General features: G+C 37.5%; 12 protein-coding genes. All 12 read right to left on the bottom strand.

All coding sequences use genetic code 11. The features are described from left to right. Positions 1 to 2 precede the first annotated feature (2 nt). Positions 3 to 1394: a sugar transferase gene (locus GSB9_00208; protein ID UKM63665.1), complete on the bottom strand. Its 1392-nt coding sequence runs from the start codon at positions 1392 to 1394 to the stop codon at positions 3 to 5. A 150-nt stretch (positions 1395 to 1544) separates the two neighbouring features. Further along, positions 1545 to 2897, bottom strand: a complete 1353-nt coding sequence (locus tag GSB9_00207; protein UKM63664.2) for an O-antigen ligase family protein — start codon at positions 2895 to 2897, stop codon at positions 1545 to 1547. Between the two features lie 124 nt (positions 2898 to 3021). Then, entirely contained in the window at positions 3022 to 4161 is a 1140-nt protein-coding gene (locus GSB9_00206; GenBank protein UKM63663.1) for a glycosyltransferase, read from the bottom strand. Continuing rightward, a complete protein-coding gene (locus tag GSB9_00205; GenBank protein ID UKM63662.1) occupies positions 4158 to 5267 on the bottom strand; it encodes a glycosyltransferase family 4 protein in 1110 nt (369 codons plus the stop codon). Before GSB9_00205 ends, GSB9_00206 begins: the two co-directional genes overlap by 4 nt. Then, on the bottom strand, positions 5267 to 6547 hold the full coding sequence (locus GSB9_00204; protein ID UKM63661.2) for a glycosyltransferase family 2 protein: 1281 nt from the start codon (positions 6545 to 6547) through the stop codon (positions 5267 to 5269). The genes GSB9_00205 and GSB9_00204 overlap by 1 nt, the downstream gene beginning before the upstream one ends. Before the next feature lie 58 nt (positions 6548 to 6605). Further along, positions 6606 to 7664, bottom strand: coding sequence for a glycosyltransferase family 47 protein (locus tag GSB9_00203; GenBank protein UKM63660.1), 1059 nt, complete (start codon positions 7662 to 7664; stop codon positions 6606 to 6608). Positions 7665 to 7669: 5 nt separating this feature from the next. Beyond that, positions 7670 to 8842, bottom strand: coding sequence for a glycosyltransferase family 4 protein (locus tag GSB9_00202; protein ID UKM63659.1), 1173 nt, complete (start codon positions 8840 to 8842; stop codon positions 7670 to 7672). Next, positions 8839 to 9627 (bottom strand): glycosyltransferase family 2 protein, encoded by a 789-nt coding sequence (locus GSB9_00201; protein UKM63658.1) that lies wholly within the window; start codon positions 9625 to 9627, stop codon positions 8839 to 8841. The genes GSB9_00202 and GSB9_00201 overlap by 4 nt, the downstream gene beginning before the upstream one ends. Beyond that, positions 9617 to 10714 (bottom strand): glycosyltransferase, encoded by a 1098-nt coding sequence (locus GSB9_00200; protein UKM63657.1) that lies wholly within the window; start codon positions 10712 to 10714, stop codon positions 9617 to 9619. Before GSB9_00200 ends, GSB9_00201 begins: the two co-directional genes overlap by 11 nt. A 1-nt stretch (position 10715) precedes the next feature. Next, complete coding sequence (locus tag GSB9_00199) at positions 10716 to 11585, bottom strand: putative nucleotide-diphospho-sugar transferase (protein ID UKM63656.2); 870 nt, start codon at positions 11583 to 11585, stop codon at positions 10716 to 10718. A gap of 397 nt (positions 11586 to 11982) precedes the next feature. Next, on the bottom strand, positions 11983 to 13389 hold the full coding sequence (locus tag GSB9_00198; protein UKM63655.1) for an asparagine synthase C-terminal domain-containing protein: 1407 nt from the start codon (positions 13387 to 13389) through the stop codon (positions 11983 to 11985). Positions 13390 to 13413: 24 nt separating this feature from the next. Beyond that, a complete protein-coding gene (locus tag GSB9_00197; GenBank protein ID UKM63654.2) occupies positions 13414 to 14598 on the bottom strand; it encodes a glycosyltransferase family 4 protein in 1185 nt (394 codons plus the stop codon). Positions 14599 to 14600 lie beyond the last annotated feature (2 nt).

Raw genomic sequence — 14600 nt, 5'->3', positions numbered from 1 at the left:
AATTATTGTCCCCTAAAGAAAATAACAGTGGTTAGTGTTTTTACCAAAATATTGGTATCCAGAAAAAAACCGCGGTGCTTAATGTAATACAAGTCATACTGCAATTTTAGTAAACTATCGTCAACCGAAGAGCCATAACGTGTTTTTACTTGTGCCCAACCTGTTAGCCCCGGTTTTACCATATGACGGGTTTCATAAAAAGGAAGCATTTTAGACAGTTCCTTAACAAAAACAGGGCGTTCGGGCCTGGGGCCTATTAAACTCATTTCGCCTTTAAGGATATTTATAAATTGTGGAATTTCATCTAACCTTGAATGTCTCAAAAACTTCCCAAACGGGGTGACCCGCACATCGCCTTTAGTGGCCCACTTCGCTCCAGATGGCTCTGCATTTATTACCATGCTACGAAATTTCACAATATTAAAAACCTTTCCGTTTTTGCCAACCCGTTCCTGCTTATACAATAGGGGACCTCTATTCGCCAAAAGGTTTCCCAACAGTACAATAGGCAAAAACGCCAAACCTATCACAAGACCCAGAATGGAAACCAAAACATCAAAAAAACGATGAAAAAACAAATACAGTTTATTTTGATTGTTTCTGCTAAAAGGAAAATACCTATAAAAATCCTTACCCACAAACTGCACGGGAATACGCTGGGTTAAATCTTCATACACCTGTGTGTATTCATTAATAGGAAAGCCTTCTTCCAGTAATTTTATAAGGATATAGTAAATTTCAGAAGTAATGTTTTCTGTACTATAGCTAGCCACTACAATTTCAGATAAATTTTCCTTATTAACGACCTCACGAATCTGTTTTGGACTATACTCGGGAACACCTTTAAATTTAACAGGCGACTGCTTATTGAGTTCGCAATTCACAAACCCCACTATTTTGTAATTCGGGTCTGAACGTTTAAACGTTTCTATGATGGTTTCGATATTCGATGTTTCGCCAATAATTAGTACTCTTTTGTAAAACCGAGGCGATACAATAAATGAAATATAGGCCCAACGCCACAAAAACAACGCTACTAAAATTGAAAAATAAAAGAAGAGAATCTGTAAACGGTTATCGGGTAAAACTGGTGTAAAAAATGGCGTTAAAAAATAGAACAGAACGGTTGTTGATACCGTAAACACAATACTTGTTGCTATTTTTTCCAGTTTACTGGACTTTTGTAAATCGTATAATTCGAAAATGGTGCCAAATACTGATATGTATAAAACAAGTACAAATACCCACCTCCAGTTTACCTTGGTAATTGTAAAATAATCAAAATGAAATGTGTTGCCCACAAAGTAAAGCACAGCAAGTATCGAAACCATATCCAAAACACGTAACAGGATTTTACGCTCCGATATATTAAAGTGAATACTGTTCTTGGACATAGGTAGTAGCTGATTTGAGTGGCTTAAAGATACTAAGTAATTTTTTATATGGGTTAAAATGACTACAAAACGTATAAAGATTAACTATTGGTGCTACACATTCAGCCTTCAAGAGAGTCACAAACATAAATTGTGATTAAGATACGTTCTTTAACGATTAGCTAATTTCTTTTTTAACCGAGGTTTGTCATATGTTACGTGCAATAAACTAAGCGCATATATAAACGCCGGAGCAGCAATACGCATTGCCGAATGGTTGATAGTTAGAAACCAGAAAAAATAGAACGAAAAAAATAAGGTATTGCTCCTATCACCTATCCTAAAAAACAAAGGTACCAATAACAATATCGCAAAGGCCACAATGCCCAGTAGCCCATGTTCTGATAGAATTCTACTCATTTCGTTATGCGATGCCGCATGAATGCCAGTTTCTTGAAACCGTATGTCTTTAACACGCCCAACGCCTACACCTAAAAAAGGACTACTTACAAAAGCTTCCACTTCTTCCATAAATATTGAAACCCGCCCCGTAGTGATATCTTCCTTCTCTTCGCCCATAGCGTTCTCATTAGCATAACGTTTTTCGATAAGTCCGCTAGTTTGCACCGAAGAGTACACCCATGTAGCTATAATAATGCCAATAAACAAAAAGAGCGACATAAACATGTTGCTTCTTGTTCGCTTATCCATGGTTTTATATTCAAAAAATAAAAAACAAAGAATCATAATCATGGCCGTAAATACACCACCACGACTAAAGGTTAACATGGCGCGAAACGAAAACAAAAGAATAAGACCTAAATTCACATAGCGCAACAGCGGCGTTTTACTATAATTAAAAAACTTCACCGTAGCGAAAAAAACGCCTAAACCCAATACAGTTGCCACTTGATTTGGTCCAAAGCCTCCTGATGCTGCAAAATTAGACTCTGTATTCCAGGCTAAGTCTGCCACATTGGGCGTGTAAAACACAATATAAACCACGGTACTCAATAGCGGATAAATTCCGTAGTTAATAATTTGCTCCAACTGACGTTTGGTCACCGAAACCCCCATGCAAAACAAAGCAGATAAGCCCAAACATACCGGACCACTTAAATTAAAGGCTACTGCTTTCCTGATATTGTAGCTAATATCCAAAAGGTATAACGACACATAGATACCGGGAATCAACAACACAATATAGATTACATATGACGTTGCTTTCAACTTAAACCCTTTATGAAACAGCCCTATTATAGAAAAAACAATCACTAAATACTTACTGGCCTCATAAAGCAAGCTCCCCTTAGTCATTCGCAACAACACTTCGGCGGCCAATACATAAGTGCAGGCTTTTAAAATCTCTAAGGTTTTGTCGGACTTTTGCGCTCTTATAATTTTAAAGAAAAAAAAGGACACTAGGCCAAAAAAATAAAACTTCGACAACCCCTCGTTATAATAAATAAGCATCCCGATACACACATGCAGCACTATATTTCTAATGTATTTATCTTTAAACACCAAAAAGCTTATTTACAGAAGTTAAAAAGTCCATGATATCGAGGTTTCACGTTATGCCTTAACCTCGATTATCGAGTAAATATATAATTTCTATTAAAATTGAAAGATTTAAACCCTAGGTATTTTATATATCGGCTTTTAAAACCTCATTAAAGATACGGTTGTTGTAATGGGCATAGGTAAATTGTTCGTAAAACGGCTCGGGCTGATGAATACATGCCTTGAACTGATTAGCATCCATCTGCAAACAAAATTGCAAACGTTGTGTTAAATTACGAGTTGTTAAACGGTTTAACAAGACTCCCTGCTTCCCATGCGTAATATACTGACCAATAGCCGACACATTGGAGACTACGGGCACACAGCCATAATTCAGGGCTTCTGAAACCACTTTAGGAAAACCTTCTGATTGAGAAGGCAATATCAAAAAATGACTTGATTTATAAATATGATGTACCGAATTTCTAGGTAAGGTGCCATGAAACGTAAACGACATGCCAGATTCGGCCAACCGCTGTTTGTAATTATCTATGCCTTCCCCCTGTCCTATAAAATGGATTGTATCAATTAAGTCCTTGTCCAATGGATTCAAGCTCAACAAACTCTCTATAAGCAGTTCAATACCTTTTGCAGCTTCCATGCGCCCCACAAAGCACAGCGTTCTTTTTCCGGTCGATACGTCTTTTGTATTTCTAGTTATCTTACCTGTCGCTAACTCTTCATTCGTAAGGCAAGGATTTTCAAAAGACAAACAATGTTTGGGTTGATTAGGCCAATTGCCATTAATTGTTACTTTTCGGTGTTGCTGTTTTAATACCCAGCGTTGAAACTGATACGCTAAGGGTGCATGTTTCTGCTTCCAATTACCAGCATATTTAAACCAACCTTTTTTTGAGCTGAAAAAGACTAGGTAAGGAATAACGTATACTCCCATACCTGTCGGTGCCCGAAACTGAAAATGGGTACTCCCTTTTAAGCTATTATGAATTATACTAAGTATTTTGGGGGCGTTCCACATCACTTTCAATTTATCCGATATACTTTTGCCGCCCACTCTTGGTAAGGCTACTAAACGAATGGCTTTAGACCTGTAAGGCAAAGCACTAAGTGGGGGTGCTTGATCATATAATACAGCAACATGCACAATCTTATCAAACACCTCCAACAAACCATTAATCTCCGTTACTGTAGCACCAAAACCAACCAATTGACCTTCGGTTGTTTTATAATGTTCGGTATGTGAAATTATAGTCAATTTTTTCATGGTAGCAATGCCATATACTGTTCTACAATAATACTCCAATCATGAGCTTTGGCCCAAGTTATTGCCTCTTGTTTATATCTGTCATTATGCTCTAAAATAGCACTAATGGCATTCCTGAAACTTCCTGCATCTCCTAAAGTCACTAACCGCCCAGATTGCCTATCTTTAATAGCATCTTCTACACCGCTACCTTTTGCCCCTATGGCTGGAACACCTAATGCATTGGCCTCTAAAACGGCAATTCCAAAACCTTCCACATCGCCCTTTAATCCAGGTTTGCTTAGCATTACAAAAATATCACTTTCGGCTACCCGCTGTTTTAAAGGCTGTTGTTCCAATACCCCATGAAAACTTACATGCCCATTAACCCCTAACTGCTCCGCCAATTGCTTAACCGAACCCGCTGCCGTGTCAATACCGACACATTGGTAATGAAGTTTTGGAAACGTTTTTATGAGTTCGGGCAACATGGCCACAACCGCTGCTTGCCCTTTACGTTCACTAACTCGGCCTACAGTTATAAGTTTAGGAAAGCCTATTTGTTGGCTTTCCTCTGAAACAGCTCCTCGATGCTGCCAATCTTGAAAAGGGACACCATTAGGAATTACATCCACAGAAATGGACAAATGCGATATCAATTGTTTGGTGTAATTTGAAACGGCCACGACTTTGTCAAACTGATGTAGCGACCACTCTACACAACTTTTGGAAAATCCAGTGGGCAAATTGACTTCTGTACCATGAACAATAGCAACAGAAAACCGTTTTCTCATTAAACCACATAAGCTTATATTCCATAACGAAAACTTCCCTGTAGCTAAAACATAATCTGTTGTCTTGAGCAATCTAAAAACTTTGATGAGGCGATGGATGTACATAAACAACCTAACATTCCTCTTTTTTATGCGCTGTATCTGGAAAGGCAATGTTTTATCGAAATCGGCTTCAGCGTTTCCATCATCCGAACGCTGATCGGTAACTAGATTGACTTGATACCCCTTATGTTTCAAGGCCTTGGCCAATTGCCAAGCATGATTGCCAATACCTCCAGGTTGTGGAGGAAATTCTGAAGCGACTATAAGCACTTGTTTAACATGGCTTCCCATTACAATCTATCTATTATTGGTCCTTCTTTTAACTTTTTGCTCGCTAAACGCCATGACCAAAACACTTGAGCACATACGAAAGGTAAAAATAAGCATGTCAATATTGCACCTATTACCAAGAGCGTTTTGTTTTTTTTGAACCGATAAGGTAGTATCGATAGTGGCACTGTGCGGCATAATGCAAAACGTGCAGCAACAGGTCCAAAATAGCGTCTATATAAATACAAAACACTTGGTATAGGGCGCGGTGCCAACCATTTTTTAGGCCTAAAGGCATCCCAACTGCCCATTTCACGCAATCCACCGGCCCCTACTTTTAAATGTAGTCGTTGCGCTTGAGGGTTCGATATGTTTTTAAAGCCAGCCAAGTAACTACGTAATCCAAACTCGCCATCACCCATACGCTGACCTTCAAATTGCCTATCAAACAATCCAAGCGTTTTAAACACATCCTTTTTAATAAGTACGTTGCCCGTATCGAGTTGGTCACTAATTTTAAAATATTTATAATCTTTGGGCACTTCAGCTCCTACTAAAGAAATAGAGACGCCTGAAGACAGTGAAGCATCAAATACCTCTAGACATTTTAAATGATTACTTATCCAATTCTTGTCCACCCGGCTATCGTCATCAAACAATAAGATATAATCGCCTTTTGCTTGTTTTATGGCTCGGTTTCGCGCCCGCCACAATGCCTTTTCTTCCTGATACTCTACGGAAAGATTCAACGAAAAAGTGTTATAAAACGCCTTCTTGAATGGTGTGGATTGGTCTACCACAATCACCTCAAAATTGGTGTAGCTTTGCTGTTCTAAATCCTTTAAAACATCCTTTAAATATTCATATCTGTTCAAGGTAGGAATAACCACCGTTACCAAAGGTTTACTTTGCAACAATTTAAAAGTTGCCTTATCCCATTGGGGATATTTTATCGGATTGGTATATGCGTCATTACGAGTAACCGAACGCGTACACAACCAACCATTAATTTCTTTGATGGGGTTCTTAAAAGTCATTAGTCTTATTAATAACACATAAAACACCCAAGCTGGGTTAAAATAGCGTCTGATAAAACGGTATTCGTCTTTAACAGCCAAGGTTTCAAATTGGGTGTAGGTTTCCGCATCACCAGTATATCCCTTCAGTACCGCCTGCCAAGACACATCGTACTGCTTGGCTACTTCACACGTATAACCATCTTCACTATCTAATGTCTCTAAAATCTCTTGCGGCAAATGATTGGCTTTAGGAAAGACATACCGGCCCTGATGAGTTGGCAATCGAAAATAGTGTGTAGGTTGTAAATATTTTAAAAACTGAAATGGCATCAATGTCTTTTTATTGGGGTTCTGTTGCAACCGTTTTAAAAAACCCTTTTAATGTTAAGTACCGTTCCCAAAGTTCCCGATTACGTTTACATAGGGCCCATACGCCTTCCGGCCCCAATTTATTGTGGAAAGATAGGACTTTTTCTGCGATTTGGTGTTGCTCATCAGGTGCTATCCAAACTACATGATTTTTCCAATTTATCGTATTCTGTAAAGGCAAATAACCATCTGTATGCACATACACCGGAATACGCCCCATCATAAGGGTTTCATAGAAGCGTACCGAAAAATTTCCGCCACCCCGAACACAAAGCACATATTGCGATTCCAAAATATTCTTATAAAATTCCTGTGTGGTTTGGTACCTAGCCTGTTGATTGCTAACCCCGGCCCGATACTGTTTACGTAAAACAAAATGGTCGCGAATAGCTTCACTTTTCTGGAGCCGTTTTAGTAAACGGGCTCTTAAGTACGTGGTGGGGATAATGGTTTCGGTTTCATAAGCACTTAGCCCGAGTACACTTTTTAAATTAAACCAACTTTTTTTCAATAGATCGATTCCGGCCTGTGCTTTTGATAAATGGGCCTGACCGCAAAAGCCCACTACTGGCCGTTGTTCATTTGTATCAGGTAAAAAACGGTTTAATAGATTTTGTTTCGACAAATAATCGCCAATAAAGACTGGCATCCCCTGATGCCCCAGCTGTTTTCTGGACTGGTAGCCACTTAACCTAAAAACGATGACACCATCGAACTCTGGAAATTTAACGCCATGGTCGCCAGATATAAACGACCACGCTATTTTAGCGCACTTTTTAGCCTCTAAAATGCATTCCTGCGCTAAGCCCAACTGGTTAGTTTTCGAATAATAATTCCACGACATGGGCAATACACAGACTTCCGCGTCATCCAAAGTCGCAACGATTTCAAAATCAGTATCTGATACCCCATACAACGCCATACGATCTTGATTTGTAAAGCCTTCGCCTTTTAAAAATGGCTTTAACAAAGGAAATAACTCTCCACGATACTTCTTTATATAATGCGATTTAGGGTAATATAACTTCATATAAACTATACCGTATAAAATTGATTAAAGACCTTTTGCTGTTGTTCTAAATTAAAGTGTTGTTTTACACGTTGTTTAGCCTGTTCCCTTATATTTTGTTTATCTTCTATAGGCAGCTTTATTACTTCAATTATGGTATTCGCCATAGCCGTAGCATTAACCGCTTTAACCAAAAAACCCGTTTCTCCTTCCTTTATGTTTTCCCTAAGCCCCCCTTTATCAAATGCCAAGGCTAACTTCCCTAAACTTTGGGCTTCCAAAACCGCATTACAAAAGCCTTCTATCACACTGGTTTGCACATATAAATCGGCCTGTTTTAAGATATTAAGCGTCTCCTGATGATTCATTTTTCCTAAAAACCGCACGTTATCATGCAAACCCAATCGATATTTTTGGTACAAATAACGTTCTTCTTCTTTTTTATGTCCACTTCCAATAACCTCCCAAACAAAATCCATGTGCTTTTCACGTAAAATCGCTGCTATTTCCAACAATAGGTCAATTCCTTTTATATAATGCAACCTGGCTATAGTGACTATACGAATAGTTTTATGGTTTTTAGCTTGTTCAGGTTCTCCATGTGCATCTAAATTAACGGCTGGGGTAATAATATGGTAAGGCGTTGTTTCAGGCAAGCCTAACCGATATGCCCTTTGCAACAAATCGTTTGAAATACTATGGACTTTATCGACCTGTTGCCATAGAATACTATAGGCATTATTGTGCTTTAAGGGATACACATTTATATCGTACCCTCTAAAACTCACAGCCATTTTAGCCTTAATGGCCTTTGGTACCAATTCGCGATCTATAGCCATGGTTGCAAAACCAAAATGCACCCAATCTACCTTCAATTTCAATAATGTAGCGTTAATATATAGTTTTTCAATAATGCGTTTAAATGGTGTACCTGCTTGTTTTTCTAGACTTAAAAACCGAAATACAGATTCGTAATATGGACATAGCCCCATAAAAACCTTGAGCATAGCAAGCACCTGCAGGTATTTATTTTTGTAAACCTTAGGATGGTAAATAACGTTACATAAATCAAATTTTTCTGTTGTTCTCCCTGTTACCAAAACCACCTTATGGCCATGATTTAATAGCCCCTGAATTTTCGACCTAAAAAAGGTTTCAGAGTAACTGGGGGGAGTAGGAAGTACCAACGCTATTTTCATGAAACCCTTTTTAAATTTTTATAGGTTAACAAACGCCTTTTTTTTGGATCGTACAACAACCATTCTATGTGTTGTCTTAAAGCTCTCGCTGAACGCCAAAGCTTTCTACTCCCTTTTCTTTTTTTACTCGGGTAAAAGGTTTTCATCACAGAAACACTTTCTGCATGAGCTCTAGCTAAATTTTTATTTACAATGCCTATTTTAGCTCCTAATTTTAAAATTCTAATGGCATATTCTGTTTCTCCGTAAGGCCCAGAGACGTCTTCTAAATAATAACCAAATTTATTGTAAAAGTCGATGGTTGTAATAAAAGGGTTGTCACTGTAACGAAACGTATTAACATTAAAATTCCTTATGGAAAAGTTTGGAATTTTACTAACGTTGGCGGTCAATGCTTTTAAATAGTTAAATCTATAATTCGCTGTTAAACGAACCATATCCAAAACATTGTTTTTAAGTAAATCCAGACATTCATCTAAGACACAAGCTACTTGTGGGCTCAACAAAAAATCTTCTTGACAATACAGAATATAAGCCCCCTTACAAGCTTTTAATCCTTTATTAATATTATTAGTTAAGCCTTGATTACCCTCAGACAATAAAAGTTGGTCATATTTAAGTGTTTTTATATGGTTTAAATGGGCTTCATTACTACCGTCGTCACTAATTACAATTTCATAATTACAAGAAAAACCAACCGCATCAATAGCTTCCAAACAGGCTTTCAAGGCCTCTGATCTGTTATAGTGTGTAATTAAAATACTAAGGTCTATTTTATTTTCCATGCTTCATTTTTCTGTAGAGTACTTCATGCGAAAGAATACATTTTCTTAGTGAAAAATGGTTTTCACAATATTTCCTGAGCGTGTCTCCCAATATCCTGTTCTGTTCGTTTGATTGATCCATTATCCTTTTTATACTAACGGCAAGATCTTTTGCATGTCCGGGTTTAAATAATAATTCCGGAAAATCTTTCAATACATAATCAACGCCCGATACTTGAGACCCCAATACTGGAACTCCCATGCTCATCGCTTCTACCAAAGCCATAGGCATACCTTCACGTCGGCCCGCATCTAAAGTTGGAATGACGTATAAATCTGCCTCTGCTAAATATGGTCTCACATCAGGTTTTTTACCTATAAAGTTCACTTGTTGGTCTATACCCCATGTTATACATTTTTGCTTTAAAGTGGATGCGTAATCATTGGTGTCTTCTCCTAAAACTGTTAATTGTATATTAGTGTCTGCTAGTAAAATTAAAGCCTTTATTAACACTTCTATACCTTTAACGGGCACTAAATTGGCAACCGTTATAACATGAAATTTATTCTCAATTCGAGGAAATCCGTTTTTAAAATGTTCGGGGTTATAAAAGTCGGTATCTATACCCAATGGTATTAAACCTTGTTGTTTTTTATTTGGAAAAAAGGCTAGCATTTCATCGTTAATTGTAACAATATAATTTGCTAAAAAGCTTCTAATCTTCCAGTGCTTATTACCCCAGCTCATCGCTTTTTTGGTATAGAGCCATTTCACACCAGCTAATCGTGCCGCCAGCACTTCTGTCCAGTCGCTACTCCAGTGCCACGAATGGATAATATCATACTTGTTAGATTTAAAAAACGTCACTATAGGGTTTAATCGCTTATATAAAGTAAAAAAAGGACGATAAGCTGTGGTGGTTTTTATAATATGTATAGGTACACCCAAGCCTTCAACAGTTTTAAAAAAAGAACCTCTATTATGAGAACAAGCAATTTCTACATCAAATAAGTCTTTATTAAGGCCTTTAACCAAATCATAAACCACCTTACCACTCCCTGCGGTATCAAAATTAGGTATGGTATAAAGGATTTTGATTTTTCCCATATTATCTGTTTTTCGAAACTCGTTTCACTCCTATCATTTTCTTTAGTTTAAGTAAAATATTTGCAGGACTCCAGTTGTAAGGTATTATTCCAATGTATGGAATATAAATTCTCTTAAAGATGGTTTTGTTTATTTTCTTGGCAAACTTTTCTCCTTTATCATATGGTAAAAAATAAGGCGTAGTACTATTCCATTTTACACCTAATCTTTCATGAATCACTTTTACTTTACCATTTAATTGCAACATGCTTTTGTAACCATGAGAGTTGTATTCTTCTGGCAGAATAAAAAATTTAACCGCTTTTAAATTTTTTATCATAGATTCTCTCAACCCTGGCATGTCATTACCCATTCTATTATCTATACATACTTGAAACCAATCCTTGAATAGTTTTTGTGTTATTTCGTTTTTTCTATAAACAATCACACCACTGTTAAACTCAGGAATAATATTTTTAAATCGAATATTGTTTATCTTATCCGTAGTATGGTATGATTTTTCAATACTGGTCGCTATATCTACCAATTCCAGAAGCTCAAAAAGAGGTGATATATCATCACATATAAAAGTGTCTGTATCTAAAAATATAGTCCTATCAAAAGGAGATTTTTGTATACCCAATACTTTAGACAAATATACATATTGCTTCATTTCTTCATGAATGATCACTTCATCAAAAAAAGCATAAACATCTTTTGAAGCTATATCTTGAGTACATACTAAGGCTACAGGCAATTCAGAGAACTGACGCAGAGAACGTGACGAAATCATCGCCTCATCAATAAATTTTTTTTGATTGGCTACATAAAGATAACCTACTCTCATACGCTTCTTATTAAATATTTTTCTAACACTATAAACTCCTTGCATTTCACAACCATCATACTAGCATTAAAACTACTTTCTATCACTCATCAAACAACTACACATACCGCTCTATTTCTTTAATTGTTTTCCCAAACTTACTCTTCATGGATAACTGTCTTCGCAGGTATAACAAACAATAGTGTTTAGTACCCCAAAATAATGTATTCTACATCTTATTACTTCTTCAAAACCTATCACTCCCAAAGACCAACAATCACCTCAACTTCCAACAATCGGCCCACTTACATATCATTTTACACTTTTTGTGCATTCATCAAACTTTATCATTCCTGCATCTATTCCTTTCTTTAGTTCCTAATCCTTTGATAAATCCCAAGCCTTTTCAGCTTCTTTAGATACTGAAATAAATTCAGCATGACAAAAAGTACTATGTCACTGCTTACCTTTTGTGATTCGCTTTTTTCATATTCTGTTTCCACCACAAACTCAATGTCAATAACATACTTAACGGATGCGCATAATACACCGTATCTTTCTGCGTAAATTGTTGATAAACCGTTTCCACGGCATGTCTTCCAACAAACTCTAAAAAGGATTCATCAAATATATAATCTTTTAGTTGCCGATCATTTACTTCACCTAAAAACTGTAATTCCCAGTTACGCTGAACCAATGGTTTTCCTAAAACGGTTTTTACTTCTCGAACAACTTTATTTTTAATGCGATAGGGCAAATTCCAAGGCGCTCTATTCTTATGGTAATTGTATAAATTATAAGGTTTTTGACTTTGCCACATGACCTTAGCCAGTTTAGGATTCCGTTGCTTTATATAGGCTATCTGCAACTGGCGATTGGCCAAATAGTCCTCAGGAATTTCACAAATAAACCGACACATCCGGTCGTCGTAATACGGCAAGTTTATGGGAAGTGCTTCTTTAAACACATTTAAATTCACACTAGTCCACCGCGGCGCCCAGTATAGCGATTTAAAAGCGCGAATTTTAGCCTCTTTATGTTCTATGGCAATTCCATCGAGTAATTTTTGCAAGCGCCATTTTAAATAACTTTCAAAACCACCTTCCAGTTCCCAGTGTTCCCATAGCAAGGTCGCCAATTCCAGACCACCTTTCTTTATCAACTTTTTATATAAAATATCTAATTCAGGCAACTCCTGTTCCGCTTGACCAATACCTGAATCAAACAATACATCACCCCAATGCCCTAATGAAAATTCGCCATGCATCTGTTTCAACTCAGGTAAGACAGCCATTTGCCTAGGATGGGTAAAATCGGAATAACATTCATTCATTTGTGCTAAGTCGTCAATCACCTGCCACAAATACCCTTTAGGAATTTCAAACGGCTTAAAATCAAAACCACAGTGTTTTGCAATCTGCGCCCCTATCTTAGTTTCGGGAAAACCATTTTGAAAAGCGTAGCTATACGACTGCACATCGGCCTTAAGATGATGTAACGCCGCAGCTTGGGTACGGCTATCCAAACCACCCGACAAGGGCAATATCACGGATTGGCTTAATGATTGCTCTTTAATGATGCTTTCAAATAAATCGGTAAACTCATCCAAAGCAGCTTGAAATGAAATCTCTCTTGGGCTATAATGCCATTCAAAATAAGGGCTTTCAGATATTATTTGATTTTTAGAATCAAGGTTATAATGCCTTGCGGGTTGCAGGGCAACCTCATCCCTATAAAAACGATCCTCACCTAAAAAAAAACCAAGTGCTACATAAATACACACCGCTTTTCTATCCATGGTATGTGAGCCCTGCTTCTGGATAGCATAGCACTGTTCAATAGGGATTATAGGGGTTTGTAAATTGGTCATTTGATTTCGAAGATACTTAAATTTTCAAGGTTCCAAAACCTGTTTATATAGTTTTTCCATACCCCGCAAAAGTTGTGTTTCACTATGTTGTTCTTCTACAATATTACGGGCCGCTTTAGTTATCGTATGCAATACATCATTAGGCAAGCTTTGCACTTTTAAAATTTCATTGGCCATAGCTTCAGGCGCTCCCACCGGCACCAACCACCCCGTAATACCATGGGTTATCAATTCTGGCATACCCCCACAATCAGTACTGATTACAGGTGTGCCCAAGGCCATTGCTTCAACCGCTACGTTGGCCAAACCCTCCTCAATGCTTGGCAACAGTAAGATATCAGTATTTCGCATCTGTTCATAAACTGAACTCTGGGACATTTTCCCAATTAAGCTAATACACTGCTCCAATCCTAAATCATGAATTAAAAACAACAGTTCTTCATCACCTTGACCACCGATGATGGTGTAATGAAAATCTAGGCCTTTCGCTTTTAATACGGCGCAGGCTTTCACTGCTGTGGGATAATCTTTTATCCAGTGTGCCCTGCCTACCGAGAGTAATCGTAAAGTATCATGGCGTTTTGTTTTATTTTGAAAATCAATCTGGTCCAATGGAAATCCAGTGTAAACAACTTCATCAATACCCGTGTAAGGTACTCCTATTGCTTTCCCTGTTTCCGAAATGGCTTTTGATACCGAATGCAAACCATCCAGTTTAGGATATACCGATTGCAAATACCTCATATTTTCAGCATTCACAAATGGACGCACATTCACATGAAAGCCGCGCTGACTTAATACGATTTTAAAATCTGGGTTTTGTAAATAAGGTTCCAACCATGGTAATAAAGATGGCCACTGCACATGTACAATATCGGGTTGTAAGCTTTTAAAAACCAAGCTTAAGTTTTGGGTTTGTATCGCCTTACGCTGCCCCTTAAAAAAATAAAACAGAGCTTTTAATACCTGCTCTACATTACCATACCTTAAGGCTAAAGCCAAACTGGTTTGTATGAAACGTAATTTAGATTGGTTACTTCCCAAAGACTGGTAATAAACACCTTCTACTGGTTCTGGATTATGCTCATTAAACCCAATAACGGAAACTTTATAGCCTCGATTGATGAGCCCCGTCATTAGGCGTCTAATAAACGGCGTGGTTTCAAAGGAGCCGTCAAAAATGATAATATGTTGTTTTTTCTGATTCAATA

Source organism: Flavobacteriaceae bacterium GSB9, from assembly GCA_022749295.1.
In the GTDB taxonomy this organism is placed as follows: domain Bacteria; phylum Bacteroidota; class Bacteroidia; order Flavobacteriales; family Flavobacteriaceae; genus Flavisericum.
The sequence above is the reverse complement of the archived record's forward strand: the minus strand, read 5'-3'. Positions and strand labels throughout refer to the sequence as shown.

What these genes read in the sequence shown, in the direction of transcription:
- GSB9_00199 (UKM63656.2), bottom strand. Translation starts at nt 11,585, where the DNA reads ATGCAAGGAGTTTATAGTGTTAGAAAAATATTTAATAAGAAGCGTATG.
- GSB9_00203 (UKM63660.1), bottom strand. Translation starts at nt 7,664, where the DNA reads ATGAAGTTATATTACCCTAAATCGCATTATATAAAGAAGTATCGTGGA.
- GSB9_00201 (UKM63658.1), bottom strand. Translation starts at nt 9,627, where the DNA reads ATGGAAAATAAAATAGACCTTAGTATTTTAATTACACACTATAACAGA.
- GSB9_00208 (UKM63665.1), bottom strand. Translation starts at nt 1,394, where the DNA reads ATGTCCAAGAACAGTATTCACTTTAATATATCGGAGCGTAAAATCCTG.
- GSB9_00206 (UKM63663.1), bottom strand. Translation starts at nt 4,161, where the DNA reads ATGAAAAAATTGACTATAATTTCACATACCGAACATTATAAAACAACC.
- GSB9_00200 (UKM63657.1), bottom strand. Translation starts at nt 10,714, where the DNA reads ATGGGAAAAATCAAAATCCTTTATACCATACCTAATTTTGATACCGCA.
- GSB9_00198 (UKM63655.1), bottom strand. Translation starts at nt 13,389, where the DNA reads ATGACCAATTTACAAACCCCTATAATCCCTATTGAACAGTGCTATGCT.
- GSB9_00202 (UKM63659.1), bottom strand. Translation starts at nt 8,842, where the DNA reads ATGAAAATAGCGTTGGTACTTCCTACTCCCCCCAGTTACTCTGAAACC.
- GSB9_00205 (UKM63662.1), bottom strand. Translation starts at nt 5,267, where the DNA reads ATGGGAAGCCATGTTAAACAAGTGCTTATAGTCGCTTCAGAATTTCCT.